The sequence below is a fragment of the Streptomyces sp. NPDC051582 genome, from assembly GCF_040681715.1.
Taxonomy (GTDB): domain Bacteria; phylum Actinomycetota; class Actinomycetes; order Streptomycetales; family Streptomycetaceae; genus Streptomyces.
This window is the reverse complement of record NZ_JBFAZJ010000017.1, coordinates 98,924-123,324: the sequence shown is the minus strand read 5'-3', so window position 1 is coordinate 123,324 and position 24,401 is coordinate 98,924. Positions and strand designations below refer to the sequence as shown.

At 73.1% G+C, this 24,401-nt stretch carries 32 protein-coding genes; 9 read left to right on the top strand and 23 right to left on the bottom strand.

Going from position 1 to position 24,401, the window contains the following annotated elements; genetic code table 11:
• Positions 1–36 precede the first annotated feature (36 nt).
• A complete protein-coding gene (locus AB0M92_RS22665; RefSeq protein WP_366104081.1) occupies positions 37–1,554 on the bottom strand; it encodes a peptidoglycan DD-metalloendopeptidase family protein in 1,518 nt (505 codons plus the stop codon).
• A 138-nt stretch (positions 1,555–1,692) separates the two neighbouring features.
• Positions 1,693–2,352, bottom strand: a complete 660-nt coding sequence (locus tag AB0M92_RS22660) for a TetR/AcrR family transcriptional regulator (RefSeq protein WP_366104080.1) — start codon at positions 2,350–2,352, stop codon at positions 1,693–1,695.
• Between the two features lie 180 nt (positions 2,353–2,532).
• On the opposite strand from AB0M92_RS22660, the gene AB0M92_RS22655 reads away from it, so the two are divergent.
• Positions 2,533–3,567, top strand: coding sequence for a medium chain dehydrogenase/reductase family protein (locus tag AB0M92_RS22655; RefSeq protein ID WP_366104078.1), 1,035 nt, complete (start codon positions 2,533–2,535; stop codon positions 3,565–3,567).
• A gap of 56 nt (positions 3,568–3,623) precedes the next feature.
• On the opposite strand, the gene AB0M92_RS22650 is transcribed toward AB0M92_RS22655, so the two are convergent.
• The 4 genes from AB0M92_RS22650 to AB0M92_RS22635 form a co-directional block, all read right to left on the bottom strand.
• A complete protein-coding gene (locus AB0M92_RS22650; protein WP_366104077.1) occupies positions 3,624–4,595 on the bottom strand; it encodes an arylamine N-acetyltransferase in 972 nt (323 codons plus the stop codon).
• Positions 4,596–4,681: 86 nt separating this feature from the next.
• Positions 4,682–5,080, bottom strand: a complete 399-nt coding sequence (locus AB0M92_RS22645; protein ID WP_366104076.1) for a VOC family protein — start codon at positions 5,078–5,080, stop codon at positions 4,682–4,684.
• A gap of 111 nt (positions 5,081–5,191) precedes the next feature.
• Positions 5,192–5,614, bottom strand: a complete 423-nt coding sequence (locus AB0M92_RS22640; RefSeq protein WP_366104075.1) for a GNAT family N-acetyltransferase — start codon at positions 5,612–5,614, stop codon at positions 5,192–5,194.
• A 117-nt stretch (positions 5,615–5,731) separates the two neighbouring features.
• The gene (locus AB0M92_RS22635) at positions 5,732–7,093 is read right to left on the bottom strand and encodes a lamin tail domain-containing protein (protein WP_366104135.1); all 1,362 of its coding nucleotides are present in this window, start codon (positions 7,091–7,093) and stop codon (positions 5,732–5,734) included.
• Between the two features lie 407 nt (positions 7,094–7,500).
• Here AB0M92_RS22635 and AB0M92_RS22630 point away from each other — a divergent pair, with 407 nt between their 5' ends.
• From AB0M92_RS22630 to AB0M92_RS22620, 3 genes are read left to right on the top strand one after another with little or no spacing between them, the layout of a single operon-like run.
• Positions 7,501–8,118 (top strand): hypothetical protein, encoded by a 618-nt coding sequence (locus AB0M92_RS22630; RefSeq protein WP_366104074.1) that lies wholly within the window; start codon positions 7,501–7,503, stop codon positions 8,116–8,118.
• The gene (locus AB0M92_RS22625; protein WP_366104073.1) at positions 8,115–9,152 is read left to right on the top strand and encodes an NAD-dependent epimerase/dehydratase family protein; all 1,038 of its coding nucleotides are present in this window, start codon (positions 8,115–8,117) and stop codon (positions 9,150–9,152) included. The genes AB0M92_RS22630 and AB0M92_RS22625 overlap by 4 nt, the downstream gene beginning before the upstream one ends.
• 14 nt (positions 9,153–9,166) lie before the next feature.
• Positions 9,167–9,355 carry a DUF6381 family protein gene (locus AB0M92_RS22620; protein ID WP_366104072.1) on the top strand — a complete coding sequence of 63 codons (189 nt, stop codon included), beginning with the start codon at positions 9,167–9,169 and terminating at the stop codon, positions 9,353–9,355.
• A gap of 4 nt (positions 9,356–9,359) precedes the next feature.
• Here AB0M92_RS22620 and AB0M92_RS22615 read toward each other — a convergent pair whose 3' ends face one another.
• From AB0M92_RS22615 to AB0M92_RS22595, 5 genes are all read right to left on the bottom strand, one after another.
• Positions 9,360–9,851 (bottom strand): flavin reductase family protein, encoded by a 492-nt coding sequence (locus AB0M92_RS22615; RefSeq protein WP_366104071.1) that lies wholly within the window; start codon positions 9,849–9,851, stop codon positions 9,360–9,362.
• 18 nt (positions 9,852–9,869) lie between these two features.
• Positions 9,870–10,274 (bottom strand): VOC family protein, encoded by a 405-nt coding sequence (locus AB0M92_RS22610; RefSeq protein ID WP_366104070.1) that lies wholly within the window; start codon positions 10,272–10,274, stop codon positions 9,870–9,872.
• Between the two features lie 72 nt (positions 10,275–10,346).
• A complete protein-coding gene (locus AB0M92_RS22605; RefSeq protein WP_366104069.1) occupies positions 10,347–10,727 on the bottom strand; it encodes a hypothetical protein in 381 nt (126 codons plus the stop codon).
• Between the two features lie 198 nt (positions 10,728–10,925).
• Positions 10,926–11,123 carry a CsbD family protein gene (locus AB0M92_RS22600; RefSeq protein ID WP_366104068.1) on the bottom strand — a complete coding sequence of 66 codons (198 nt, stop codon included), beginning with the start codon at positions 11,121–11,123 and terminating at the stop codon, positions 10,926–10,928.
• 468 nt (positions 11,124–11,591) lie between these two features.
• Entirely contained in the window at positions 11,592–11,828 is a 237-nt protein-coding gene (locus AB0M92_RS22595; RefSeq protein ID WP_366104067.1) for a hypothetical protein, read from the bottom strand.
• Between the two features lie 218 nt (positions 11,829–12,046).
• Here AB0M92_RS22595 and AB0M92_RS22590 point away from each other — a divergent pair, with 218 nt between their 5' ends.
• Positions 12,047–12,313, top strand: coding sequence for a protealysin inhibitor emfourin (locus AB0M92_RS22590; protein ID WP_366104066.1), 267 nt, complete (start codon positions 12,047–12,049; stop codon positions 12,311–12,313).
• Positions 12,314–12,388: 75 nt separating this feature from the next.
• Here AB0M92_RS22590 and AB0M92_RS22585 read toward each other — a convergent pair whose 3' ends face one another.
• From AB0M92_RS22585 to AB0M92_RS22570, 4 genes are all read right to left on the bottom strand, one after another.
• Positions 12,389–12,616 carry a DUF5133 domain-containing protein gene (locus tag AB0M92_RS22585; protein WP_366104134.1) on the bottom strand — a complete coding sequence of 76 codons (228 nt, stop codon included), beginning with the start codon at positions 12,614–12,616 and terminating at the stop codon, positions 12,389–12,391.
• A 190-nt stretch (positions 12,617–12,806) separates the two neighbouring features.
• Positions 12,807–13,073 carry a DUF4235 domain-containing protein gene (locus AB0M92_RS22580; RefSeq protein ID WP_366104065.1) on the bottom strand — a complete coding sequence of 89 codons (267 nt, stop codon included), beginning with the start codon at positions 13,071–13,073 and terminating at the stop codon, positions 12,807–12,809.
• Positions 13,074–13,178: 105 nt separating this feature from the next.
• The gene (locus tag AB0M92_RS22575; protein WP_366104064.1) at positions 13,179–13,373 is read right to left on the bottom strand and encodes a hypothetical protein; all 195 of its coding nucleotides are present in this window, start codon (positions 13,371–13,373) and stop codon (positions 13,179–13,181) included.
• 53 nt (positions 13,374–13,426) lie between these two features.
• Positions 13,427–13,795 carry a PRC-barrel domain-containing protein gene (locus AB0M92_RS22570; RefSeq protein ID WP_366104063.1) on the bottom strand — a complete coding sequence of 123 codons (369 nt, stop codon included), beginning with the start codon at positions 13,793–13,795 and terminating at the stop codon, positions 13,427–13,429.
• 251 nt (positions 13,796–14,046) lie between these two features.
• Here AB0M92_RS22570 and AB0M92_RS22565 point away from each other — a divergent pair, with 251 nt between their 5' ends.
• Together AB0M92_RS22565 and AB0M92_RS22560 are read left to right on the top strand one after the other, a co-directional pair.
• The gene (locus AB0M92_RS22565) at positions 14,047–15,279 is read left to right on the top strand and encodes a M20 family metallopeptidase (RefSeq protein WP_366104062.1); all 1,233 of its coding nucleotides are present in this window, start codon (positions 14,047–14,049) and stop codon (positions 15,277–15,279) included.
• A gap of 347 nt (positions 15,280–15,626) precedes the next feature.
• Positions 15,627–16,046: a subtilase-type protease inhibitor gene (locus AB0M92_RS22560; protein WP_366104061.1), complete on the top strand. Its 420-nt coding sequence runs from the start codon at positions 15,627–15,629 to the stop codon at positions 16,044–16,046.
• Positions 16,047–16,074: 28 nt separating this feature from the next.
• On the opposite strand, the gene AB0M92_RS22555 is transcribed toward AB0M92_RS22560, so the two are convergent.
• Positions 16,075–17,724, bottom strand: a complete 1,650-nt coding sequence (locus AB0M92_RS22555; protein WP_366104060.1) for an FAD-binding oxidoreductase — start codon at positions 17,722–17,724, stop codon at positions 16,075–16,077.
• A 61-nt stretch (positions 17,725–17,785) separates the two neighbouring features.
• Between AB0M92_RS22555 and AB0M92_RS22550 the strand changes: the two genes are divergently transcribed.
• The gene (locus AB0M92_RS22550; protein ID WP_366104058.1) at positions 17,786–18,466 is read left to right on the top strand and encodes a TetR/AcrR family transcriptional regulator; all 681 of its coding nucleotides are present in this window, start codon (positions 17,786–17,788) and stop codon (positions 18,464–18,466) included.
• Between the two features lie 14 nt (positions 18,467–18,480).
• Here AB0M92_RS22550 and AB0M92_RS22545 read toward each other — a convergent pair whose 3' ends face one another.
• Entirely contained in the window at positions 18,481–19,524 is a 1,044-nt protein-coding gene (locus AB0M92_RS22545) for an aldo/keto reductase (RefSeq protein ID WP_366104057.1), read from the bottom strand.
• Positions 19,525–19,624: 100 nt separating this feature from the next.
• Between AB0M92_RS22545 and AB0M92_RS22540 the strand changes: the two genes are divergently transcribed.
• Positions 19,625–20,257 (top strand): TetR/AcrR family transcriptional regulator, encoded by a 633-nt coding sequence (locus tag AB0M92_RS22540; protein ID WP_366104056.1) that lies wholly within the window; start codon positions 19,625–19,627, stop codon positions 20,255–20,257.
• Between the two features lie 34 nt (positions 20,258–20,291).
• Here the strand turns inward: AB0M92_RS22540 and AB0M92_RS22535 are convergent, their stop codons facing one another.
• From AB0M92_RS22535 to AB0M92_RS22510, 6 genes are all read right to left on the bottom strand, one after another.
• Positions 20,292–21,074, bottom strand: coding sequence for a polysaccharide deacetylase family protein (locus AB0M92_RS22535; RefSeq protein WP_366104055.1), 783 nt, complete (start codon positions 21,072–21,074; stop codon positions 20,292–20,294).
• Positions 21,075–21,245: 171 nt separating this feature from the next.
• Positions 21,246–21,998, bottom strand: a complete 753-nt coding sequence (locus tag AB0M92_RS22530; protein ID WP_366104054.1) for a hypothetical protein — start codon at positions 21,996–21,998, stop codon at positions 21,246–21,248.
• A 101-nt stretch (positions 21,999–22,099) separates the two neighbouring features.
• Positions 22,100–22,663 (bottom strand): SRPBCC domain-containing protein, encoded by a 564-nt coding sequence (locus AB0M92_RS22525; protein ID WP_366104053.1) that lies wholly within the window; start codon positions 22,661–22,663, stop codon positions 22,100–22,102.
• Positions 22,660–23,001 carry a metalloregulator ArsR/SmtB family transcription factor gene (locus AB0M92_RS22520; protein WP_366104052.1) on the bottom strand — a complete coding sequence of 114 codons (342 nt, stop codon included), beginning with the start codon at positions 22,999–23,001 and terminating at the stop codon, positions 22,660–22,662. The genes AB0M92_RS22525 and AB0M92_RS22520 overlap by 4 nt, the downstream gene beginning before the upstream one ends.
• A gap of 4 nt (positions 23,002–23,005) precedes the next feature.
• Positions 23,006–23,380, bottom strand: a complete 375-nt coding sequence (locus AB0M92_RS22515) for a VOC family protein (protein WP_366104051.1) — start codon at positions 23,378–23,380, stop codon at positions 23,006–23,008.
• A 68-nt stretch (positions 23,381–23,448) separates the two neighbouring features.
• Positions 23,449–24,282 (bottom strand): methyltransferase domain-containing protein, encoded by an 834-nt coding sequence (locus tag AB0M92_RS22510; RefSeq protein ID WP_366104050.1) that lies wholly within the window; start codon positions 24,280–24,282, stop codon positions 23,449–23,451.
• Positions 24,283–24,401 lie beyond the last annotated feature (119 nt).

The following is a 24,401-nucleotide window of genomic DNA, read 5'->3' as shown; positions in this document are numbered from 1 at the left end:
GGGGCGTGAGGTGCGGGGCGGAGCCGTGAGGTCGGATCAGTTGACCGCGGGGCCCGCGGTGTTGGTCACCCAGGCCCACTCGGACCAGGTGGAGAATCCGGTCTGCCACTTGTGGAAGACGCCGGATCCGCTCGTACCGAAGACCTCGATGCGCCCGTCGGCATTGGTGGCGGCGGTGACTTCGCTCCCGCCGCCGCCGAACTCGGCCCACTGGCTGTACGGTGCGTTGAGGCCCGTCTGCCAGGTCTGCATGGCCACCGAGTTGTTGATGGCGAACACCTCGACCCGTCCGTCGGCGGTGCGCTCGCTCGTCAGCTGTGCGTCGGCCGGGCCGCCGGAGGGCTCCCATGGCGACCAACCGGTCGGGCCCGTCTGGTACTTGTGGAAGACACCCACGGGCCCGGAGGCGAACACCTCCAGCCGGCCGTCGGCGTTGTGGTCGACGGTCAGATCGTGTCCGCCGCCGCCGAACTCCTCCCAGGGGGACCAGCCGCCGTTGACGGCCGTCTGGTACTGGTGCTGGAACGTGTCCCCGTTGACGGCGAACACCTCAAGTCGTCCGTCCGGGGACTTCTCCATCTCGATCCGCCCCTGCGCCGGCCCGCCACCGGAGGATTCCCACTCGGACCAGCCGCCGCTGGGCGCGTTCTGATACCGGTGGAAGATTCCGGCCGGCCCCGAGGCGAACACCTCGATCCGGCCGTCGGCGTTCGTACCGGCGGCGATGTCCTTGCCTCCCCCGCCGAAGGACTCCCAGCCCGACCAGCCTGCGGAAGGCCCCGTCTGGTAGCGGTGCTGGAAGGTGTCGCCGTTGATGGCGAGCAGTTCGAGCCGGCCGTCCGCGTTGGGAGCGAGGGCCAGTTCGGCGTTGCCGGGGCCGCCGAGGGCCTCCCAGGGGGACCAGCCGCCGTTGACGACGGTCTGCCAGGCGTGGTGGACGCCGTCGGCGGCCGCCGCGAACACCTCCAGCCGGCCGTCCGCCGACCGGGCCGAGACCACCCGCCCCGACTCCACCGGGTGCACCACCGGGGCGGGCCCGGGTCCGGGGCCCTGCCCCGGCACGCAGGGGAAGGTCACCCCCCGCTCCGCGAGGTACGGCTCGGGGTCGGTGCGGACGCTCGCGTTCGGGTCGCCCCAGATCCGCAGGTGGAGGTGGGGCCCCTCGGACTGGCCCTCGCTGCCCACGAGCGCTATCTGCTGCCCGGCCCTGACATGGTCACCGGTGGCGACGTCCCGCCGCTGCATGTGCCCGTACTCGGATATCGTCCCGTCGCCGTGCAGGATGCGGATCCACTGGCCGTAGCCGTCCGCGGGACCCGAGACGAGGACCTCGCCGTCACCCACGGCGTAGATCGGGGTGCCGTAGTCGCTCGCGATGTCTATGCCGTTGTGCTGTTCGCTGTAGTGCTGGATTATCCAACCGGAGTTCGGGCAAGAGGCTGCGAAGCCGGTGGCGCGGGCGGCGGCCGCGGGCGGGGCCGCGAGCGCCGGCACCACGGCGGCCGCCGCCGCCAGGACCAGACCCCACGCGCGTCGTGAAATACCGGGAACCACCTGACGTTCCTCCCCCTGGGTCGTCGAGCCGGGACGTACGGGAACGTAGCAACGGCCCGGGACCGGGGGATCCGGAACATTCCGGAATGACAGGCGGGCGCGGCCGGGGTAGGACGAAGGCCCGTCGACGGTCGGGTGTCAGCGGGTCAGGGCGTCCACCTCGGCCGCGTAGAGCCGGGCGGGATCCAGTCCCATGCCGGTGAAATGGCCCGCCAGTTCCAGCGACAGCACCCCGTGCAGGCGGGCCCAGAAGCCCAGGGCCAGGCGCAGGGCGGACGGCGGGGCGTCCGGGTGGCCGACGGCCCACTCCCGGTGGCCGGCCAGGTGCTCCTCGAAGGCGACGGCCCCGTCCCCCGGTGCGGCTGCCGTACAGGCGTCGAGCAGGACGGACATCATCTCGGCGGTGATCGCGGTGGTGTCCTGCGGCGCGTGGTAGCCGGGTACCGGCGTGCCGTAGACGAGGAAGTAGCGGTGCGGGTCCTCCAGGGCCCAGCTGCGCAGCACCTGCGCCAGGGCGGCGAGGCCGGGGCGGCCCGCCGCCGCGTCGCCGACGGCGATGAAGGCGTCGGCGAGGCTGCGGTACGCGTCCCGGATCAGCTCGGTGATCAGCTCGTCGCGGTTGGCGAAGTACCGGTAGAGCGCCGGTCCGCTCATGCCCATCTGCTTGGCGATGGCGTTGAGCGACAGCGCGGAGGCGCCGGAGCCGGCGATCTGCTGCCAGGCCTTCTCCTTGACCTCCTCGCGCACCTGCTGCCGGTACCGCTCGCGCGGGGTCTCCGTACGTCCGGTCGTGCTCATCCCGTCACCTCTCCTCACCCGTCATCATTTAGTTAGAGGTTATCACCATCGGCAATACCCATCGCATTCAAACGATCCGTTCGCTTGACATCCCCGACGCACCCGCTCATTGTAGTTACAGCTTCTAACGAACACGAGAAGCCGAAACGAACAGTCGAGACGACGAAACCCCTGGAGGTCATGGTGAACACGGTCGAGCGCGTGGAGATCGTTCTGCCGGGCAAGGTCGAGCCCGAGGGCCTGGAGCTGCACCGGGGGCCGGTCCCGAATCCCGCGGCCGGGCAGGTGGTCGTCGCGATGGAGGCGACGGGCGTCTCCTTCGCCGAGCAGCAGATGCGCCGCGGCCGGTACTACGACCAGCCCCCGTTCCCCTTCGTCCCCGGATACGACCTGGTCGGAACGGTGTCGGCGGTCGGCGAAGGCGTCGGCTCCGGCCTGCTGGGCCGGCGGGTGGCCGCCCTGACGAAGACCGGGGGCTGGGCGAGCCACGTCGCGCTCGACGCCGCCGACGTCGTGGAGGTGCCCGAAGGCGTCGGCGCGGTGGAGGCCGAGACGGCGGTCGTCAACGGCATCACCGCCTGGCAGATGCTGCACCGCAAGGCCCGGATCCGCGCCGGCCGGACCGTACTGGTCCACGGGGCCAACGGCGGGGTCGGCTCGATCCTGGTCCAGCTGGCGCTGGCCGCCGGGGCCACGGTGATCGGCACGGCCTCCACCCGCCACCACGACGGGCTCCGCGCCCTCGGGGTGACCCCGATCGACTACCGCTCCGGCAACGTCGCCGCACGGGTGCGGGCCCTCGCACCCGGTGGGGTGGACGCGGTCTTCGACCACGTCGGCGGCGAGGGCGTCGTCGATTCCTGGCGGCTGCTGGCCCCCGGCGGCACCCTCGTCTCGTACGGCACCGCCGCCACCCGCGACGACCAGGGATCCGGCTCGTGGCCGGTGCTCAAGCTGCTGGGCCGGGTGTGGCTGTGGAACGCGCTGCCCAACGGCCGCCGCGCGTACTTCTTCAACGTGTGGGCCGGACGCGCCTACGCCAAGAACCGCTTCCGGGCGCGGCTGCGCTCCGACCTGACCCAGGTGTTCACGGCCCTGCAGCGCGGCGAGATCACGGCCAAGGTCGCCGCCGAGATCCCGCTGGCCCGTGTCGCGGAGGCGATGCGCCTGGCCGAGTCGGGCACGGTCGCCGGAAAGGTGGTCCTGGTCCCCTGACCGGGAAGACGGCCCGCCGCCGGCCCCGGGGGCCGGCCGGGCAGGCCGCCCCGGGGTCAGCTGACCGGCGCCGTCCTCCGGCGCCCGGCGCGGTGCGCCCGCGGCGGCTGGATGGGCACCGTCGACGGCTGCACGGTCGTCGGGTACATCACGGCGGCCTGCCGGGCCACGTACACCCGGGCGATGAGCTCGTCGCGGTCGGTGGGGGGCACCTCCATCCCGAACAGGTCGCGCAGCAGGCCCGGGATCTCCTCCGGGGTGTAGGTGTGCGAGCCGGCCGTACCGTCGGGCCGGGTCCGGGTCAGGACGGTGCCGTCGAGGAAGACGTGCTCCCCCTCGTGCATCTGCTGGACCAGGAGCCGGCCCGCGAAGGGCGAACGCGCGTGGGTGGACAGGAAGTGGTTGGCCACCATCCAGTCCTGCGGGTACCGCTGGTCGAGGGTGAAGGCGTGCAGGTCGTACCAGCCGTCGGCACCGCGCGTGCGCATCGCGTACAGCCGGTCGCCGGTCTCGGTGGTGGAGGCCTCCAGCCGGAAGCCCCAGCCGCCGAGCGAGGTCTCCGCGCCGTCCGTGAGCTCGATGGGTTCGATGGGATTGCGGCCGAAGCCGGGGTCGCACACCCACACCTTGCCGGTCTCGGGCGTCTCGGCCGTCTCCACGCGCAGCATCGCGTGCGTGGCCGCACGTACGACTCCCTCGGAACCGATGCGGACGCGCGAGGCGAGACCGGTCACCCGGAAGCCGACGCGCTCCAGCACCGCTGCGAGGAGCACCGTGTGTTCGTAGCAGTAGCCGCCGCGGTGTCCGTGGACCAGCTTGTCCTGGATGTCCTGCAGGTCGAGGGAGATCGGCCGGCCGAGCACGATCTCGACGGTCTCGAAGGGGATCGAGGTGATGTGCGTACGCGTGAGCGCCCGCAGAACGTCGAGGGTGGGTGCGAGCTCCCCGTCGTAGCCGGTACGCCGGAGGTACGCATCCAGGTCGAGGCTGCCGCCCTGCCAGGCCGTGGCATCGTCGTTCGTCGTCATGAAGACATGGTGCATAGGAAATCGGTCATGGCCGGAGAGCCCGGGGAAAATACGTCACGTCCCCGGGAAACCCCCCTGACGTCGCGTCAGCCCCAGGTGCGGGAGCAGAGCACGAGCCGGTAGCCGTCCGGGTCGGCGATGGTGACTCCGTACTGGTCCCAGTAGGGATTGTGTGCGGTGACGCGCTCGCCGCCGTGCTCCACGAGCCGCTGGACGAGGGCCTCGTCGGGCGCCTCGCCGAGGTAGACGACGAAGAGGTCGTCCACGGTGGGCGCGGGCGTGATCGGGTTGTCGGGGTCGTGGGTGAGTTCGAAGTGCCAGCCTCCCGCGGCGGGTCCGACCATGAGCAGGTCGTGCTCGCCGGGCACGTGCTCGGCACTGCGCCACTGCACTTCGAGGCCGAGCCCGTCGACGTAGAACCGCTCGGCGGCCTTCAGGTCGAGGGAGGGGCGGGCGACGCGGACGTGGGTGCGTGAATCGATCATGGGGCAGAGGGTACGGGCGCGCCTGAGCCCGGACCAGAGGGCCCGGGCAGGGTGTGGCAGGTCGGGGCGGGGGACGGACGGGCGGGGGTCCGGACGGGCCGGGGTCCGGTGTCAGCGCAGGGTCATGGAGACGTGGTGGGCGTCGATGCGGAAGCCGTTGCGCAGGTAGGTGCGGTGCGCGGCGTGGCGCTGGTGGCCGGTGTCGAGGTGGAACTCCGCGCAGCCCTCGTCCGCGGCGATGGCCTTCAGCTCGGTGAGCATGCGGCTGCCGAGGCCCCGGCCGCGGGCGGATTCGTCGGCGACCAGGTCGTCCAGGTACAGGATCCGGCCCGAGATCATCGTGTGCATGACGCGGAAGCCCGCGACGACGCGCACCTCGCCCTCCTCCTCCAGGAAGACGATCCGGTACCCCTCCGCGGACTGCGTCCGCCAGCGCTCGGCGAAGACTTCCTCGTCCAAGTGCGGCCGCAGTTGCGAGAAGACCGGCCAGCAGCGGCGTACGGCGTCTTCGTCCTCGGCATAGATCACATCCATGCCCGAAGCCTCGCACGCCGCCGCTGCCTCCCCGTCCCCGCGGGCCCGATCCGACGCCTTTGCCGTCAGGTCCCGTGCGACGGGAGGGGAGGAGAGGCGGGCCGGGCTGCGGCGGGATCAGCAGGCGACGGTGCCCCTGCGGAGGGCGTGGCCACCGGTGTTGCCGTCGTCGGACCAGTACACGGGCTTGGTGCCGCCGGAGCACTCGTCGGCTCCGGCGAGGGCGAAGCCCTCGTTGTTGAGGTTCGGCATCGCGCTGGGGCGGTCGTAGGTGGCGGCGGGCGTGAAGGTCCCGGAGGCCCCGATCTTCATGGTGCGGTGACGGCCGTCGCAGGTGTCGTCGCAGACCACCCACAGCCGCGCGGCCTGCGGCTCCCACTGGAGCTCCATCACGCCGGACATGCCGCCGTCGATCGTGGCGACGCGGGTCGCGGCCCCGCCGTCCTGCAGGACCTGGCCGTAGACCGTGCCGGTGCCCTCGACTCCGAGGAAGAAGACGCCGCCGGTGTGCGCGCCGTACCGGTTCGGGTCGTACGCCGTGCCGGTCGACTCGTCCTTGAAGCCGGCCGCGGTCAGGGTGGCGTCGGGGATCCATGTGATCGCCTCGAAGCCGAGGTTGGAGCCGACGGAGGGCAGCCCGGCCGTCAGGTTCCACTCCTTCGTGGCGGTCAGGGTGCTGCCGGAGCCGATGGTGACGTCGTAACGCAGGACGGACAGGCGGCTGGTGCCCGACGCGTCGCCGTTGCGCTCCGCCGCGACGTACGCGCCGCCCGCCGCGCCGGCGGCGGTCAGGGTGACGGCCTCGCCGTCCGGGCTGCCCGAACCGCCCGGGTAGCGCAGGGACTTGCCGGAGGACCAGCCGTTCGCGCTGTCCGGGCGCCAGCCGCCGGAGCCGTCGCGCACCAGCCGCCACAGCTTGCCGGAGTTCTGGGCGCCCCAGAGCACGGGGCCCTCCTGGTACAGGCCGCTGAGGTCCTCGCCGAACACGTTCGGGCCGTCGGCCGTGGCGACGGAGCTGCCGCCGGGCCAGGCCACCGGGTTCGCGGCGCCGCCGTCCCCGGAACCGCAGGCGTTCGCAGCGCCGAGGGTCAGGGCGGCCTTGCCGAAGGCGCCGGTGCCGTCGGGGCACCGCGACCAGGACGGGCTGGAGTGGCCGCTCCAGCCGAAGCTGTCGACCAGGGTGCTGCCGTCAGGGAGGTAGAGGCGGGCCTTGTCACCGGATCCCAGGCCGAACTCCGCGTCCACGTCGAAGGCGCGGGCCGTTCCCGGGGCGAGCCGCGTCCCCGACGGGATCTTGAACTTCGAGCCGTTGTCGTCGTCCTTGAGGATCCAGCCGGAGACGTCGGCGGTGGCCGTGCCCTTGTTGAACAGCTCGATCGAGTCGTCGACGCTGCCGGTGGTGACCACCTCGTTGATGCGGACGTCGTCGGCGGTGGCGGCGTGCGCCGCGGGCGCGAACAGCAGCGCGGCGGCGGCCAGCGTGGAGCCGGCGAGGGCGAGGCGGAGCGGGGCGAGGCGGGGACGCCCTCGGGAGGTGCCTGCTTCGAGCACGGTGACCGTCCGGGGAGGAGTGGGGGCTGGGGCCACACGAGGGTCCCGTCGGGCGCCGAACGCCCGTCGGCGTCCGCCGGGTCGTCATGTGAACGCACGCCGAACGCCCGCCGCACCCGGCCGCCGCACCCGGCCGCCCCCACGGACGGCCGGAACGTTCACGGCGAGAGAGTCGGCGCCACTCTCGGTGACCACTGGTTTGAGGGCCGTCAGGCTGGTCAGACGCCAAGGGCCGCTCCCCTGCCCGCGTGTCGCGGCGCGCGCCGGGGGCGGCCCGCACCCGACCGCTGCGGCGGGGGTGGCGGCCGAGACGTCCAAGCGATCGGAACAACCCCATGGAAACCCACTTCCACAGCACGGAATCCCGTTCCTCCCCCGCGGCGACGCGGCAACGTCTCCTCACGGTCTACCTGAACGACCACCTCGCGGGCGCCGGCAGCGGCGTCTCCCTCATCCGCCGCATGGCGCGGACACAGCGCGACACTCCGGCGGGACCACTCCTGGCCGAGCTGGCCGAGGAGATCACCGAGGACCGGGAGAGCCTGCGGGAGACCATGACGGCCCTCGACGTGCCCGCGCGGTGGCCCAGGGTCGCGTTGGGCCGTTTGGCCGAGAAGGCGGCCAGGCTCAAGCTCAACGGCCGGCTGGTCAGCCGCTCGCCGCTGAGCGACGTCCTCGAACTGGAAGCGATGCGGCTCGGAGTCGAGGGCAAGGCGTCGCTGTGGCGCTCGCTGGGGACCCTCGCCGAGACCGCGGGCCCGCTCGACCCGGCCGCCGTCGGCCGTCTCCTGGACCGCGCCGAGCGGCAGGCGGCCGTACTGGAGCGGCTGCGGGTGAACGCCGTCGGCCGGACCTTCACCGCCGACGACGGCACCCCCGCCCGGGCCGGCCGGGACCACGCCCGGCGCACCGCACGCCACCCGCTGTCCCGAAGGACCCGGTGGGCGTCATGAGGGTCGTCGTCACCGGCGCCAGCGGCAACGCGGGCACCAGCGTGGTCAAGGCCCTGGCGGCCGATCGTACGGTCACCGACCTGCTCGGTGTCGCCCGCCGCCGGCCCGGCCTGCACATCCCCGGCGTGCGGTGGGCCGAGGCGGACGTGGACCCCGGGCGCGGCGACCTGGCGGAGCTCTTCGCGGGCGCGGACGCCGTCGTCCACCTCGCCTGGAAGTTCCGGCCGACCCACGACCCCGTCGCCACCTGGCGCACCAACGTGCTCGGGAGCATCAACGTCTTCGAGTCCTGCGCCCGGGCCGGCGTACGCGCCCTCGTGCACGCCTCGTCCGTCGGCGCGTACTCGCCGGGCCCCGGGGACGGGCGCCCGGTCGACGAGTCCTGGCCCACCCACGGCTGGCCGGGGGCCGCGTACACCCGGGAGAAGGCCTATCTGGAGCGCTACCTCGACGGCTTCCAGCTCGCCCATCCCGGCCTGCGGGTGGTCCGGATGCGGCCGGCGTTCCTCTTCAAGAAGGAGGCGGCGAGCGAGCAGGGCCGGATCTTCGCCGGGCCGTTCCTGCCGTGGCGCCTGATCCGGCCGGGCCTGCTGCACGCGCTCCCCGCCGTCTCCGGTCTGCGCTTCCAGGCCCTGCACACCGACGACGCCGCCGAGGCCTACCGGGCGGCCGTCGTACGGCCCGTGCGCGGACCGTTCAACCTGGTGGCCGACCCCGTGCTGGACACTGCCGCCGTGGCGGGCCTCCTGCACGCCCGCACCCTGCCGCTCCCGGCGGGCGCGGCCCGTGCCGCACTCGCGGCGGCCTGGCGCGTGCACCTCGTACCGGCCGATCCCGGCCTGCTCGACGCCGTGCTGCGGCTCCCCCTGCTCGACGCGGGCCGGGCCCGCGCGGAGCTGGGATGGAGGCCGTCGGCCACCGCCACGGAGGCCGTCGCGGCCTTCCTCGAAGGCCTCCACCGAGGCGCCGGCCTCGACACCCCGCCCCTGGCCCCCGCGGCCGCGGGCGCCGGGGCGAGCGCGCCGGCCCACTGACCCGAGGAGTGGACATGGACGGAGAAAGCCGGCCGAACGAGCGGGTTCGGCAGATGCGCGACAAGGCCGAGGAGCTGGAGCAGGCGGCGCAGCACGCCGTGGATCCCGGGGAACGGCAGCGGCTGAGGGACAAGGCCCTGCGCATGCGCGAGAAGTGCGAGCAGGAGTACGGCAGGGGCAGCGGGACCATGGACCCCATGTAGCCGCTCAGGCGGGGTGGCCCGGGTCGATCTCCTTGACGTCGTCGTACCGCAGCAGAGGGGGCGCGGGGCGGACCGGAGGGGAGACCTCCGTGGGTGCCAGGACGAAGCCCACGTGATCCCCCGCGTCCACCCGGGTCTCGATCCGGCCGACGAACCACGCGCGGGCACCGGTCAGCAAGGGGCTGCCGTCGGCGCTCGGCCGCCAGTCGGCCCGTGCGAACTTGTCGACGCGGTCGCCCGTCTCGCCGCCGAACAGCTCCGCCAGCGGGCCCTCGCCGTGGTCCAGTACGTGCACCGCCAGGTGGGAGGCGGCGCCTGCCACGCGGAAGGTGTGGTTGAGCTTGGAGAGCCACACCACGAAGCGTGGCGGCCGGATCGAGCACTGCGAGGCGAAGCCCACGAGACAGCCGGACCGTTCGCCCGAGGCCGCCACCGTGACCACGTACACGGGGCCGTCCAGGACGTCGGCGAAAGCGTCGAGCTCGGTCTCGGCCACCGCTGCTCCCTCGATCGACTAGGTGTGTTCGCGGACGGCGGTCAGGGCGAACGCGTGGCCGGCCGGGTCGGCGTAGCGCCTCAGGGTGGTCCGGCTGCCCGGCAGGCCGCCGTCGTCCTCCACCGCCACCGGGCGCGCCCCGAGGGCCACGGCCTCCCGCTCGGCCTCGTCGAGGCTCCGCTCCTCCACGAGGATGCACACGTGGGCCTGCTGGGAGCCCTCCGGGAGCGGCCAGCTGGGCGGTATGTGGTCGGGGTCGCGGCGGACTCCGACGACGACTCCGGTGGGGCCGGTGACGAGGAGGAGCTCCCCGTCGCCCGGGGCCGGTCCCGCCGTGGCACCGAGCAGTTCGGCGTAGAACTGCGCCAGCAGTTCGGGCTCGGCGCTGTCCAGGACGAGAAGGGCTGTCTTGGGTACGGTCATGCACCCCGTGTGCCCCGCGTGGGCGCCCGTACGCGGTGCGTGCGCGCCCGGGCGTCGCTCTCGGTCGATCCCTCAGGAGCGGATGCGGAGTCCGATCTCCCGCTCCTGGTCGCCCGATACGGCACCCATGTCCTCGACGGTGAAGTTGCCGACGAGCGCGGCCTGTACCCGCTCCACCGCGCGCGGGCCTCCCTGGAGGGTGACGCTGACCGCGTCCTTCAGCCGTACGGGCGCCGCCGCCTCGCTCCCGGCCGGTTCGGCCGGTTTCGCCGCGTCGAGGGTCGCGCTCCACACGGTCGCGGCCCGACCGCCCTCCGCCGCGCCGCCGGCCCCGGGCTCCGCGGGAAAGGAACGCTCAAGCAGGTCGAGGACGGTGCGTGCGTCCTCGACGGAGCAGTCGCCGACCGCCACGACCACTTCGGCCACCGGGATGTCCTTGTCGTGTCTGTCCATCGGGGGACCTCTCTCGTGCGTGCGGCACCGGGGGGCGGGACGTGGAAGCCGGATGCGGAACTGCGAAGCCCCCCGCTCCGAACGTGCCACGGGGATGGGGGCCCCGCATCATGTGGACGAGCCGCGGCCCCGCGACGCCGGAGCGCCGGGGGCCGCACCTGATGCACCGACGAGCCCCGGGGGACTCGCCGGGCGGCGTCAGGTCCTGTCGCGCTTCTCGCGCAGCGAGTCCTGGACGCCGCGGGCGCGCTCCTGGGTCTCGCTCAGGGCTTCCTTCGCCTTGCCCTTGGCCTGGTCCATCTTGCCCTCGGCCTTCATCCGGTCGTTGCCGGTGATCTTGCCGGCGGCTTCCTTGGCCTTGCCCTTGGCCTGGTCCATCTTTCCCTTGTCAGCCATGGTGAACTCCTTGGTGTGGGGTCTCAACGGGCCCCAAACTAGATGAAATCAGACTATTGCGCGCGGTGAGGCCATCGCCTCGACGTCGGTCAGCGGCCGAGGGCCGCTTCGGTCCGGCCTTGTCCAGGCCCGGGTGGAAGGGCGGCTCGCGGTCTTCGACTCCCCCGAACGGGCAACTTCCTCGTCGCCGGTTCCACTCGGGTTCGAATGCGGCATCCGTGTGGATCCACCGGATCCACGAGGCGCCTGCCGAGGCCGAGCGAGACGGCTGGCGCTTGAGCACGCCGGTTGGCGACCGGCGGCCCACGGCGGATCACGAACCAGCGCGGGCCGCTACCTCGGCATCCCGCCCGGGACCCCGCGGTCGACCAGCCTTCGGATCCGCACCTGGCAGCAGCAGCCCGGCGACGCCGAGGGGTACCGGAGTGCGCCCCCGCGCGGTGAGTGGCGCCCGGTCCGGCCGCGGTGTCACACGCTCCACGGCTCCAGGACGCTCCACGTGCCCCCGACCGCCCCGAAGACCAACTCGGAGCCCTCGAAGACCTCCTGCCCGCTCCCCGGCCGAAGGCTGCCGAAACGCTCAGCGCACAGGTCGACCTGCAACAGCCCGTCGAACCGGGTGAACTGCGGGGGGTCGTAGAGCACCCCACCAGGAGAGCCCTGGCTCTCCTCGACCCGGAAGCGCTTCACGTCGACCCGGGACACCGAACCCAGAGGCCGCGGCAGGACGCGACCGGCCGGCCCGGGACGCACCCCGTGGTGCGGGGCCGCGGCCACTTTCGGACATCTCCCGCCGATGCCGTGCGCAGAGGGCGCATGGAGGGCTTTCGGGGGCAGGCGAGAGGGTGTCCCCACCGCGTGCCACGCACACCCGGCCGAGCGGGCCGGCCACGCCGTGGCACTCGACTCAAGGAGGTTTCACCATGCTGATCACCGTCACCCGTACCGGCGGCTTCGCGGGCAGGGAACGTACCGCCTGCCTCGACACGGAGTACCGCGGCGACGGCGCCGAACTGGAGCGGCTGGCGGAGCGGGCCCTGAGCGGGGAGTGCCCCGCGGACCGCGGGCCCGTGCCGGACGGATTCGGCTACGTCGTCCGCGTCGACGGCAAGCTGGTGGAGTTACGGGATCCGTACCTCACCGACGAACAACGGCAGCTGATCGCCACCGTCTTGGGCGAAGGCGCCTGACCGGCCCGGCGCGCCGGCGCCGTACCGGGCTCCCGGGCCCGGTACGGCGCCGGCGCGGTGCGCGGCGCGGCGGCCTCAGGCCGCCGCCTCCGCGGCGTCGACGTCGACGATCCAGGCGGCGGCCATCCGTTCCCTGGCCGAGGCCAGGGCGGCTTCGACATCGCGCGTCCCGGTCGACACGCACAGCGTGTAGACCACGTCCTCCAGGCGCTGCCGCAGCGGTTCCCGACGGTCGCCGGCCCGGAGCTGCGACACCATCTCGTACTCCTCCACCAGACGCGCCAGCACCGCAGGGTGAGCCATCAGCACGATCTCGCTCCTTCTCACGTCGCCCTCACGGGGCCGGAACACCACCTGCGCACCATGTGCCCCGGGCCGGGCGTCCCATGCGCCACACGTGTCGTACTGGCCGATAGTGCGTCGTGTCGTAGCGCGGGCCCGCCCTTCTCGGCAGGGCGCTGCCGAGAAGGGCGGGCCCGGCGAGGTCCCGGGTTCAGGCCGGCCACGTACCCGACACGCGGCGTACGGCCACCGCCCCGGACCGCTGGACGGCCGCTTTGACGAGGGCGAAGATCGCGCCCTGGATGGCGGCGGCGATCAGGATCTCGCGCCAGCGCCGATCCTCGTCCGTGGCGTCGGGCGCGTCGTCCTGGTGCCCGGCGAGTTTCCAGACTTCCTTGAAGAGCGCCCCGGCCAGCAGACCGGCGCCGGCCCCGAGGGCCAACCCGACCGGCTTGTAGGCGACTTTCGATGCCTTCATCGCACGCACGCCTCCTCTTTCCCACTCTCTTTCCGTCACCGCGCAGCCCGACACGGCTCCTCGACACCCGAGCACCGGGAGCCGCCCGCGGGTCCGCCGCCGGGATCAGTCCCCGGAGCGGTCCCGCTCGCCCGCCCGGCGCCGTGCTCCGGCACCGGGCGTCAGCGCGTCTCCCGCCTCGCCGTCGTGGCCGCCCGGCACGACCGCCTCTTCGGCCTCCTCGCGGGCTTCGCGGTCGCCGCTCTCCCCCGGCGCCTTCGAGGGCGGGGTCGTCGGCTCGTGCTTCTCGTGCTCGGTCACCGTGCATGCTCCTCGCGTCGAGGGCGCTGCCGTCCCCACGACGGCGCGCCGGATCAGAAGATGCGGCCGCCGAACGGGCCGCCGATGCCGTAGTACGTGCCGATTTCCGCTCGGTAGGCCTCGTCCTGCAAATGCGTGTCGCGGTGGAACTCGGGGGCGCTCTTGATCTGTTCCTTGGTCCGGTCGACGTAGATCCTCTCCTCGTCCACGTCGACGCGGGAGACGGTGCCGGCCGGGAGGAGGACCTCCTTGCCGAAGATCCACGGACCGGTGTCCACCACGATGTACGCGGAGCCGGCCTCGTCGGAGTGCTTGTCCACCTTGCCGATGCCGCCGTCGACGGCCTCGACCTTGAATCCCGTGAGGTCGACGCCCTGCGGGCGGCCCGAGGTCTCGCGATAGCCCCACACGTTGTCCGTCATGAAAATGCCCTCCGTGGTGGTTGGGTCGGACTCTCGTCACAGCGCGCCTGCCCCTCGTCCGCGCTCCCACACCCGGCCATCCGGATTCCGTGGCTCCGCGAACTGACGGCCCGTCTCCGTCCTCCGCGCGCCGCAGCCGCCGCCGGGCACGCTCCCCCTCTACCCTCTGCGGTCAGAGTGGTGCGCGATCACGGGCGAGGTGCATGCGGCGTGGAACGGGAGCTGCCCGAGGGCGCCGTGGGGGCGGGCCGGTGACCGCCGCCCGGGAGGTGTTGTCGGGGCTGCTCGCGCAGGCGCACGCCCTCCAGCCCGACACCGTTGCCCTGCGCCGCGCCATCCACCGCCACCCCGAGCTCGGGACGCACCTGCCCCGCACCCAGCGGGCCGTCCTGGACGCACTGGCCGGGCTGCGGCTGCACCTCACCACCGGCTCCGGCCTCAGCTCCGTCACCGCCACCCTCGACGGCGCCCTGCCCGGCCCGACGGTCCTGCTGCGCGCCGACATGGACGCCCTGCCCCTGAACGAGGAGAGCGGCCTGGACTTCGCCTCCCGGGTGCCGGGGGCCATGCACGCCTGCGGACACGACGCGCACACCGCCATGCTCGTGACGGCCGCACGGCTGCTGTCGGCCCGGCGCGCGGAGCTGGCCGGGCGCGTGGTCTTCATGTTCCAGCCCGCGGAGGAGTCCGGCGGGGGCGCCCTGCGCATGATCGACGAGGGCGTGCTGAGGACCGCGGACGGCGGGGTGGTGGACCGCGCCTTCGCCCTGCACCTCACCACCCGCTTCGACAGCGGCACCCTCCACCTGCGCCCCGGGCCGACGTTCGCGGCGTCCGACCTGTTCCGGGTGGTCGTCCGCGGTCGCGGCGGGCACGCCTGCGCCCCGCACCTCGGCCTGGACCCGGTGCCCGTCGCGTGCGAGATCGTCCAGGCCCTGCAGGGCATGGTCACCCGTACCGTCGACGTGCACGATCCGGCGGTGGTGACCGTCGCCTCGGTCCACGCCGGTACCGCGGCCAACGTCATCCCCGACACCGCGGAGATCGTCGGAACCTTCCGCACCCTCTCCCCCGCCACCCGGCAGCTCGTACGGGAGGGCATCACCCGCGTCGCCCGCCACGTCGCCGCCGCCCACGCGGCCCGCGCCGAGGTCACGCTGACCGAGGGCTACCCGCCCGTCGTCAACGACCCCGCGCGCACCGCCGCCCTCCACGACACGGCGGTCGCGCTCCTCGGGGCCGGCCGGGTCCACCACCTGCCCCGGCCGTTCATGTGGGCCGAGGACTTCTCGTACGTCCTGGAGCGGGTTCCGGGCGCGATGGCCTTCCTGGGGGCCCGGCCACCCGCGATCGCACCCGCGGAGGCCGCCGACCTGCACTCCTGCCGGGTCGTCTTCGACGAGGAGGCACTGGCCGCAGGGGCTGCCCTGCACGCGGCGGCGGCCCTGCGGGCCGGGGACACGAGCGTGCCGGAACGCGGCTGAACCGGTGTGCGGTGCACGGCCGTTCGTTCGGAGCCCGGTGCGCAACGGCACTATCCGGTCAGCCTGGATGGCCGTTCGGTGAATCGCGCGCGGCCGACAGCAGGTCAACGGCCTGTGATGGGCCCCTCACCCCCGGTGTCACGCTCCGTCCGCGCCTGATCGCGAAGGGCACGCACCAGGGGTGAGCTGGCAGAACGACCGTTCGGTCGCCGGTAATCGAACGTCGTGTCCGTAAATCGGTCCTCGATGTGCGCACGACCTTCGCACCAGCAAGACTCAACGTCGTCAAGCCGATACACCGCAGCCAAATGCTGCATCCACCCTTCGAATTGAAAGAGAGTACTGTCGTGCGTCACCGCATCGCTGCTGTCACCGCCGCCGCCCTCCTCCCCCTCGCCGGGGCCACCGGGATCGCCGAGGCACAGCCCGCGAGCCTGTACGCCCCGTCCGCCGTGGTCCTCGCGGTCGCCCCCGGAGGGGACGACGCGGCCGTCTCACGTGCGGTCACCCTCAGCTGCGCACCGACCGCCCAGGGCACGCACCCCGACCCGCAGGGGGCCTGCGCGGCCCTCGCCGCCACCGGCGGCAGCCTCAACCAGCTGCTGGCGGCTCCGGACCGCGGCCGGGCCTGTCCGATGCACTACGACCCCGTCACCATCACCGCGGACGGCGTCTGGAAGGGCGGCCGCATCTCCTGGAAGCACACCTTCTCCAACGCGTGCACGATGTCCGCGACCCTCAACGGGAACGCCGCCTTCTCGTTCTGATCCCGCCGCGCAGCGCCGTCGGCCCGGCTCAGCTCCGCTCCCCGTCGAAGAGCACTCCGGGGTTGAGGATCCCCGCCGGGTCGAGCGCGTCCTTCGCGGCCCGCAGCGCCCGGGCGAACGGCTCCGGGCGCTGCCGGTCGTAGCCGGGCCGGTGGTCCCGCCCGACGGCGTGGTGGTGGGTGACGGTCGCCCCGTGCGCGCCGAGCACCTCCATCGCGGCGGACTTGATCTCGTCCCACATCGCGACCTCGGCGCCCCGCCTCGCGGGGGCGATGACGGTGAAGTAGGGGGCGGCGCCGTCGGGGTAGACGTGGGTGAAACGGCAGTTGATCATCCCCTCGGCACCGGTGACCTCGCGCACGACGGCGCCCAGGTCCCGGTGCACGGCCTCGTACAGGGCGTCGACACGGTCCCAGGTGCAGGCCGTTTCGAAGGTCTCGCTGATCACGCTCATCCGCGCGAGTCCGTCGCGCAGGTAGGGCATGCGCAGGAACGCGGAGCGCCACGCGCCGGCCGCAGTGTCGTCGGCGGGGCGGGCGGCGGATTCCGCGCCCGTGCCTCCGGCCGGCGAACCGCCGTGGTCCCGCGCCAAGGCGCCCAGTTCGGCGAGCCGGTCGGCGACGGGGACGTGCGCGGACTCCACTCCGAGGACGAGTACGCTCCGGCCGCCGCCGGCCACGCCCGCGAGCGCCGCCTCGCCCGGATCGAGCAGCCGGCAGTTGGCCGGGTTCAGCCCCGACTGCGCGATGGCGCGCACCGCCGCGGCCGCGGCCTTGAAATCGCCGAACACGAACGAGGCGGAGGCCTTGTGGCGGGGCCGGTCCTGGAGCCGCATCCACGCCTCGGTGATCACTCCGAGCGTGCCCTCCGATCCCAGGAACAGCCGGTCGGGGGAGGGCCCCGCACCCGAACCGGGCACACGCAGCGACTCGTTGACCCCGACCGGGGTGACCACGCGCAGGGATTCGGTCAGATCGTCGATGTGGGTGAGGAGCGTGGCGTAGTGGCCGCCCGCCCGGGTCGCCAGCCAGCCGCCGAGGGTGGAGAACTCGAAGCTCTGGGGAAAGTGGCGCAGGGTCAGCCCGTGCGGGCGCAACCGGGCTTCGAGGTCGGGCCCGAGCACGCCCGCCTGGATCCGCGCCGCCCTGCTGGCGGTGTCGATGTCGAGTACGCGGTCCAGGCCGGCGAGGTCCAGCGAGACCACACCGCCCCGCCGGTCCCCGCGGTACTCCACTCCCCCGACCACGGAACTGCCCGCCCCGTACGGCACGACGACCACGTCCGCGCCCGCGGCCCAGTCGAGCACGTCCACGACGTCCTGCTCGCTGCGGGGGAAGGCGACCTGGTCGGGAGCCGCACCGAGTTCGCCGCGCAGAGCCCGTACGACGTCGCGGTAGGCCTTGCCGTAGGTGTGCGAGGCACGGTCCAGCGGGGTGTCGGACATCAGGTGTGCGAGGGAGGAGGGCGGGGCGACCCTGGGCTTCGGCAGCTCGACGGACCGGACGTCGGGCACGGGCAGCGGGGTGCCGGCCGCTCCGGGGACCAGCGCGCCGAGCGCGACGCACTCGCTGTCGGGCAGGGCCTTGTCCGCGACGCCCCAGCCCCACCAGGAGCGGCGCGGGCGGGGCGGGGCGCCGGAGGCGGGGGCGGAGGGCGCGGCGGGTGCGGTCTCGGCCATGGAGATATAACCCTTCGGTAATTTACCGCTTGGTAATTTACTTCACCGTATAGTTCACCTCATGGATTCCACAAGCACCGGTGCGGAACCGGCCGCACTCCCCGCCGCCCCGCCCCCGCCGGGCAGGCGCCGGGGCCGACCGGCCGGGACGAAGGGCGTACCGCGCGCCGAGCGCGAGGAGCAGATCCTCGCCGCCGCGGTGGAGGAGTTCGGCCGGCACGGACACGCCTCCGCATCGATGGCGGCGATCGCCGCCCGGGTGGGCGTGACCAAGCCGATGCTCTACGCCTACTTCGACTCGAAGGACGGGCTCTACCTCGCCTGCCTCGAACGCACCGCCACCCGCGTCATCGAGGCCATCGACACGGCGATGGCCGGCGCAGCGGCCACCGCGGCCGGGGAGCGGCTCCCCCACGCCGTCCTCAGCGGGCTCTTCACGGCCCTCGAAAAGCGGCGCCACGCCTGGTTCGTCCTCTACGACCGGACCTTGCCGCCGGGATCCGAGCTGCGTCTCGCCGCCCAGCGGCACCGCGAGGCCATCGACGCGCTCGCCGCGACGGGCACCGCCGCCCTGCTGAGCGGCCACGGCAACGAGGACCCCCTCGACGCCGACGCCCTGAAACACGTGTGGACGGGCACCGTCAGCGCCCTCATGGGCTGGTGGATCGCCCACCCCGACCAGTCCGCCCGGGACATGAGCGCCCGCTGCGCCCGTCTGCTCACGGCCGTCCGCACCCCCTGACCCGGAGCCCGTCGTCAGTGCGCCTGGAACACCGGGGGGTTGAGGCGGGCGAAGCCCGGCTGACGGTGGTAGGGGAAATGGGGGTAGGGGGCCGGGCGGGCGCTGGCCCGGTCGAGCCTCGCCATGTGCTCCGGGTCGAGCGTCCAACCCACGGCCCCGAGGTTCTGCCGCAGCTGCTCCTCGCCCCGCGCACCGATGATGACGGAGGACACGGTCGGCCGCTGCAACAGCCAGCGCAGGGCTATCTGTGGAATCGCCTTGCCGGTTTCCCGGGCGATCCCGTCGAGGGCGTCCACCACCCGGTAGAGGTGTTCGTCCTCGACCGGCGGCGCGAACTCGGCGGTCTCGTGCAGCCTGCTGCCGGCGGGCAGCGGCCGGCCCCGGCGGATCTTGCCGGTGAGCCGCCCCCACCCGAGGGGGCTCCAGACGATCGCCCCGAGCCCCTGGTCGAGTCCGAGCGGCATCAGCTCCCACTCGTAGTCGCGGCCGACGAGGGAGTAGTAGACCTGGTGGGCGACGTAGCGCTCCCGGCCGCGGCGGTCGGCGGTGGCGAGGGACTTCATCGTTTGCCAGCCGGAGAAGTTGGAGACGCCGAGGTGGCGGATCTTCCCCGCCCGGACCAGGTCGTCGAGGGCCGAGACCACCTCCTCCACGGGAGTGCCGGCGTCGAAGGCGTGCAGCTGGAAGAGGTCGATGTAGTCCGTGTCGAGGCGGCGCAGCGCCTTGTCGACGGAAGCGATCAGGCGGGACCGGGAGGTGCCCGCGTCGCCGGGGGCGTCGCTCGTGGGCAGGCCCGCCTTGGTGGAGATGAGCACCTGGTCGCGGCGGCCCTTGAGGGCGGCCCCCAGCACCTCCTCCGACGCGCCGTCGGAGTAGACGTCGGCGGTGTCGAACATCGTGATGCCGGCATCGATGCAGATGTCCACGAGGCGACGCGCCTCCGCCACGCCCGTGCTGCCCCAGGCCCCGAAGAGCGGCCCCCGCCCGCCGAAGGTCCCGGCGCCGAAGCTGAGGGCCGAAACCTGAAGCCCGGACGCACCCAGTCGCCTGTACTCCATGACGAATCCCCTCTCACGCACCCAGCTAATGGGGCTGTGGTTCCGTTAAGATGGCCTCAGCGTAGCAACGCGAGACGGTTAATGGAACTGGAGTCCCGTTATGGAGTTCACGGAAGCCGCGTCCGATCCGGGGACCGCCCGGCCCGGGGGGCGTACGGCGCGGGTACGCGCGGCGGTGCTGGGCGCCACCGCGGACGTCCTGGCCGAACAGGGCTTCGCCCATCTCGACCTCGCCGACATCGCGCGCCGCGCGGAAGTGGGGAAGACGACCGTCTACCGCCGCTGGGGGACGGTCACCGCTCTCGTGACCGATCTCCTGCTCGACATGGCGCAGCAGTCCGTACCGCGCACGGAGACGGGCTCGCTCCTCGGGGACCTGACGGCCAACGCCCGGCTGGTGCGGCGGACGCTGGCCGATGCGCGGCAGGGGGCGCTGTTCAAGGCGGTGATCGCGGCGGCGGCCGGCTCCGACCCGAAGGCGGCGGAGGCGCTGTACGGCTTCTACTCGGCCCGCGTCGACGAATGGGCCCCCTGTGTGGAACAGGCCGCCGCCCGCGGCGAGGTGCCCGAGGGCACCGACGCCCGCGAGGTGATCCGGGCGACGTCCGCCCCCCTCTACTACCGCCTGCTGACCACGGCGTTCCCGCTCGACGAGGCCGACGCCGACCGCGCCGCGAGGGCCGCGGCGGTGGCGGCGCGCGCGGGGGTGTACGTACGGGAGCCCGCGGCCTGAGCACCGGAGCCCGGGCCCGGGCCCCGTCGGCGCCCTACGGGGTGGTGCGGGTCGGGAAGGTGAAGTGGTAGCCCTGCCCCGCGAGCCAGGGCAGGTACTGCTTGAGCGCCGCGACCGTCTCGCTGCGGTCGCCGCCGCCGTCGTGGAAGAGCACGGTCGGCTGCGGGGGCAGCTTGCCCTCCAGGGCGGTGACGATCGCCGGCAGGCCCGGACGGCTCCAGTCCTTGGGGTCCACGCTCCAGCCCAGCGGCCGCATCCCGCTCGCGGCGGCGATGGCACGGCTGTCGGGCGTGAAGGCACCGCCCGGTGCGCGGTAGTAGTTCACGGCGACGCCCGGCACGGCCTTCTCGATCATGGCCTTGCCGTCGAGTATCTGCCGCCGCTGGTAGTCCACGGGCTTGTGGTCCATCGTCACGTCGTGGTCGACGGAGTGGTCGCACAGCTGGTGCCCGTCGGCGGCGACCTGGCGCACCAGTTCCGGGTACTTCTGCGCCCTGGTTCCGATCATGCAGAAGGTGGCCTTGACGTGGTTCTGCCTCAGCACCTTGAGGACCTGCGGGGTCCAGCGGGGGTCCGGACCGTCGTCGATGGTGATGGCGACGTCGCGGCCCGGGCCCTGGGCCAGCCGCGATATCCCCAGCGGGATCCCGGTGGCGCCGTGGGCCGGCTCGGAGCCGGCCCCGGAACGCCCCGCCGAGCCGTCCGTGGCGGCGAAGGCCGGCGTGCCGGCCGCCGCGAGGAGAAGGGCGAGGACGGTCCCCGCCGCGGCGGATCCCGCCCGTCGACGACGCACGGAACTGCTGGTGGTGATGCCCATGGACGCGCTCTTCCTTTGCGCTCGACCCCCGGAACCCGTGATTGCGATCCAGGGTAGGTCACACGCGGGAGCGGCCACCTCGCCCGAATGGCCCATTCGCCCCGCCCCGGGCCGCAGGAAGATCCGACAGGCCCGGGGAGGCACGTTCGCGGCGGCCGCGGTACGGGCCGGTCAGGCGGTGGCCGGCGCCGGAGTGTTTTCCGTCTCCTTCTCCGTCCCGGCCGCCGCCCCGTCGGCGACGGCCGGGGCCGCACCCGACTCGCCGTGGTGCGGCAGGGCCGTGTAGTAGACGGTCGCGCCCTGCTTGACGCGCTCCGCCAGGCTGCGGGCCACCAGTCGCTCGGTGGTCGTGCGCACCAGGTTGTCGCTGACTCCGCGGTCCGGGTCCGCGGCCTTCAGCGCCTGAGCGATCTCGCGAGCCGTCTTCGGCTCCGCCTGGCCGCTCAGGTGCCGGTGGATCAGCTCGGTCAACGGGACCTGCTTCTCCTTGGCGGCGACGGCCTTCGCCCTGGCGGGCTCCTTCACGGCCTTCACGGGCTTCACGGGCTTCTCCGGCGCCGCCTTCACGGGCTTCTCCGCCGCGGCCCGCACGGCGGCCGCCTTGCCGCCCGTCGCCTTCTTGGCAGCCGGCTTCTTGACGGCCGCCTTCCGGGGCGCCGCCTTCTTCGCGGTGGCGGTCGTCGCGGCCGTGGCCGTCGCGGCCTTCCTGCCGGTGCGCGGGGCGGGCACCGCCGTCACGCCGTCACCGAGGGCCGCCCGCATCCCCACGAGGAGTGCGTGGTCCTGCTCCAGACCGGCCAGGCGCTCCTGGAGGGAGGTGATCTCTTCGCGAATGCGTTGCTGCTCACCGGTGTTCAGGTCGAGGTCGGCGGCGACCTTCTCTGCGTACTGGGACTTGAGGGTGGGAATCTCCCGAGCGGACATGACGGCTCCTCCGATGGACAGTGTTGCGCGCGGACTCTACCCAGGTGACCTGTGAGGTGTGTGAGTTTGAGCAGTACACGACCCAAAGGATGCGCCTGCGGTCACAGTTGTCCGGCGACCCGGACCAGCGCGTCCATGATGTGGGTCCGCCAGCCGCCCCCCATGATCTTGCGGGCCATCATCTGCAGGTCGTCGTCCGGATCGAAGCCCTCGTGGACGAGGAACAGGCGGGTGCCGCGGCCCTCGGGGGCGAGGGTCCAGGTGATCGTCCAGTCCGCGCGGTTCGTGCCGGAGGCGTCCTGCCAGCGGACGGCGAGCATGCGGCCCGGCTCGAAAGCGAGGACCTCCGCCGCCGTGGTGCCGGAGAAGCCGGTGTTGGGCCGGGGCGCGGTCGTCATCGTGTAGCGGTGGCCGACCTCCAGGCGGAAGTCGCACGGCATGAGCCACTGGGCGATCAGCTCGGGCTCGGTCAGGGCCCGCCAGACCTTGGCGGGCGGGTGGGGCAGGAACTGGTCGACCCGTACGCTCGTCAGGTCGTCGTACGCGTGGGGCCCGTCGTACGCGTGGGGCCCGTCGTACGCGCCGGGCCCGTCGTACGCGTGGGGCCCGGCGGCGTGTTCGGGCGCGGACGCGGACGCGGGATCCGGATCGGGTTCAGGGGTCATGTCTCATCGTCGGGCATGCGGTCGAGGAGCCTTCCGAGCTCTCCCAGCCTGCCGCGCCAGTACCGCTCGTATGGATGCAGCCAGTCCTGGACGTCGGCCAACGGGGCGGCTTCGAGCCGGTAGATCCGTTGCCGTCCGGCGCGTTCCTCGGATACGAGCCCGGCCTCCCGGAGCACCTTGAGGTGTTCCGAGAGGCTGGGACGGCGCATGTCGAAGTGGTCCGCGAGGGCCTGCACGGGCTGTGGGCCGCGCTCGCGCAGGAGGCGCAGCACTTCGCGGCGGGTGCCGTTGGCGAGCGCGGCGAACACGCGGTCTTCGTCGACACCCGTCGTGACCATGGGGCTAACGGCCTTCCTTCTCCGTGACCAGCATGAGGCCGTTGCCGTCGGGGTCGCGGAAGCCGGCCATCCGCCCCCAGGGGGCGTCCTGCGGACCGCTCACCTCGACCCCGGCCGCGACGAGCTTCGCGCAGTCGGCGTCGACGTCAGCCGTGACCAACATGATCCCCCGGGTGGAGCCGGGCGTGAAATCCCCCATGCCCGGGCCGGAGAGCGTGAAGACGGTCTCGGCCCCCTCGGGGGCGACCTGGAGCCAGCGCACGGGGCCGACCCGGCGGTCCGCACGGACCTCGAATCCGAGGACCCCGGTGTAGAAGGCGAGGGCCCTTTCCTGGTCGGTGACGGGGAGCGTGACGAAGGAGGCGTGCTTGATGTCCATGACTCCACGATAGGTAGGTGATTTCCTACCTGTCAAACGTAGGGAACTTCCTACCTATCGCGGGTGGGCTACGGGCGGGTGGCGGTGACCAGGTAGTAGTCCAGGATCCGCTGCTCCCAGGCGGCGTGGAAGTTCCGGGGCCAGGTGCCCGGAGCCCAGAGGCGTGCGAGCCACCGGTCCCAGCCCGGCCAGACCTGCGGACCGATGGAGGTGATCCGTACGTCGGTGAAACCGGCGTCCGCCAGGGCCTCGTCGAGCCGGGAGACGGGCCGGGCGATGTCCAGGCCGCTGGCGAACGAGTCGAGCAGCCCCGCGAGCCGCTCCGCCGCGGCGGACGCGCCCTCGACGCTGAAGAAACTGGCGACCGCCACCCGCCCGCCGGGGCGCAGGACCCGCGCCGCCTCGCGGGCGAACGCGGGCAGGTCCGGGAAGTGCTGGGCGGCCTCGACGCTGTAGAGGCAGTCGAACTCGGCGTCGCCGAGCGGCAGGCTCTCCGCCGCCCCGAGCACGAAGCGCAGCCGGGGCGGCCGGGCTTCGAGGAGGGGGGCGTTCGCCTCGCGGGCCCGCCGGAGCTGCTGGGGGTGGATGTCCACGCCGGTCATCTCCGCGGGCCCGTACTCCTCCAGGGCGAGGGCGCAGCCGAGGCCGAGACCGCAGCCGATCTCCACGGCCCGGCCGCCCGCGGGACCGACGGCGTCGAGCACGTGCCGGTAGAGGTCCCGCTCGCTGCGGATCCGGTCCCCCTGGGACAGCGGCCGTTCGAGATCGACCGCCTGCCAGTAGCCGAAGTTGATGAACCCGCCGGCGAACACCGGTACGGCGCTGAGATCGGCCGGCCCGTACGTCTCCCACACCTCGGGCCGCACGACCGGAGCGGGCTGCTCTTGCGGGGTCCCCGACACCGTCCCACCACCTCCTCGCGACGGGGCGCCGCGCCCCGAAATCCCCAGTGTGGCCCGTGGATCCCCGCCGCGACAGAGGACCCGCCCGGCCACGCCGGACGGGCGCGTGAGGTGTTGAC

Bases quoted from the DNA above. Each gene is read 5' to 3' on its own strand.
- AB0M92_RS22655 (WP_366104078.1), top strand. From the start codon at position 2,533: ATGGTGAACACGGTCGAGCGCGTGGAGATCGTTCTGCCGGGCAAGGTC.
- AB0M92_RS22525 (WP_366104053.1), bottom strand. From the start codon at position 22,663: ATGACCCCTGAACCCGATCCGGATCCCGCGTCCGCGTCCGCGCCCGAA.
- AB0M92_RS22540 (WP_366104056.1), top strand. From the start codon at position 19,625: ATGGAGTTCACGGAAGCCGCGTCCGATCCGGGGACCGCCCGGCCCGGG.
- AB0M92_RS22600 (WP_366104068.1), bottom strand. From the start codon at position 11,123: ATGGCTGACAAGGGAAAGATGGACCAGGCCAAGGGCAAGGCCAAGGAA.
- AB0M92_RS22640 (WP_366104075.1), bottom strand. From the start codon at position 5,614: ATGGATGTGATCTATGCCGAGGACGAAGACGCCGTACGCCGCTGCTGG.
- AB0M92_RS22520 (WP_366104052.1), bottom strand. From the start codon at position 23,001: ATGGTCACGACGGGTGTCGACGAAGACCGCGTGTTCGCCGCGCTCGCC.
- AB0M92_RS22650 (WP_366104077.1), bottom strand. From the start codon at position 4,595: ATGACGACGAACGACGATGCCACGGCCTGGCAGGGCGGCAGCCTCGAC.
- AB0M92_RS22660 (WP_366104080.1), bottom strand. From the start codon at position 2,352: ATGAGCACGACCGGACGTACGGAGACCCCGCGCGAGCGGTACCGGCAG.
- AB0M92_RS22515 (WP_366104051.1), bottom strand. From the start codon at position 23,380: ATGGACATCAAGCACGCCTCCTTCGTCACGCTCCCCGTCACCGACCAG.
- AB0M92_RS22545 (WP_366104057.1), bottom strand. From the start codon at position 19,524: ATGGAGTACAGGCGACTGGGTGCGTCCGGGCTTCAGGTTTCGGCCCTC.
- AB0M92_RS22555 (WP_366104060.1), bottom strand. From the start codon at position 17,724: ATGGCCGAGACCGCACCCGCCGCGCCCTCCGCCCCCGCCTCCGGCGCC.
- AB0M92_RS22580 (WP_366104065.1), bottom strand. From the start codon at position 13,073: ATGAAGGCATCGAAAGTCGCCTACAAGCCGGTCGGGTTGGCCCTCGGG.
- AB0M92_RS22645 (WP_366104076.1), bottom strand. From the start codon at position 5,080: ATGATCGATTCACGCACCCACGTCCGCGTCGCCCGCCCCTCCCTCGAC.
- AB0M92_RS22605 (WP_366104069.1), bottom strand. From the start codon at position 10,727: ATGGACAGACACGACAAGGACATCCCGGTGGCCGAAGTGGTCGTGGCG.
- AB0M92_RS22620 (WP_366104072.1), top strand. From the start codon at position 9,167: ATGGACGGAGAAAGCCGGCCGAACGAGCGGGTTCGGCAGATGCGCGAC.
- AB0M92_RS22570 (WP_366104063.1), bottom strand. From the start codon at position 13,795: ATGACGGACAACGTGTGGGGCTATCGCGAGACCTCGGGCCGCCCGCAG.
- AB0M92_RS22590 (WP_366104066.1), top strand. From the start codon at position 12,047: ATGCTGATCACCGTCACCCGTACCGGCGGCTTCGCGGGCAGGGAACGT.
- AB0M92_RS22585 (WP_366104134.1), bottom strand. From the start codon at position 12,616: ATGGCTCACCCTGCGGTGCTGGCGCGTCTGGTGGAGGAGTACGAGATG.
- AB0M92_RS22610 (WP_366104070.1), bottom strand. From the start codon at position 10,274: ATGACCGTACCCAAGACAGCCCTTCTCGTCCTGGACAGCGCCGAGCCC.
- AB0M92_RS22630 (WP_366104074.1), top strand. From the start codon at position 7,501: ATGGAAACCCACTTCCACAGCACGGAATCCCGTTCCTCCCCCGCGGCG.
- AB0M92_RS22535 (WP_366104055.1), bottom strand. From the start codon at position 21,074: ATGGGCATCACCACCAGCAGTTCCGTGCGTCGTCGACGGGCGGGATCC.
- AB0M92_RS22530 (WP_366104054.1), bottom strand. From the start codon at position 21,998: ATGTCCGCTCGGGAGATTCCCACCCTCAAGTCCCAGTACGCAGAGAAG.
- AB0M92_RS22550 (WP_366104058.1), top strand. From the start codon at position 17,786: ATGGATTCCACAAGCACCGGTGCGGAACCGGCCGCACTCCCCGCCGCC.
- AB0M92_RS22625 (WP_366104073.1), top strand. From the start codon at position 8,115: ATGAGGGTCGTCGTCACCGGCGCCAGCGGCAACGCGGGCACCAGCGTG.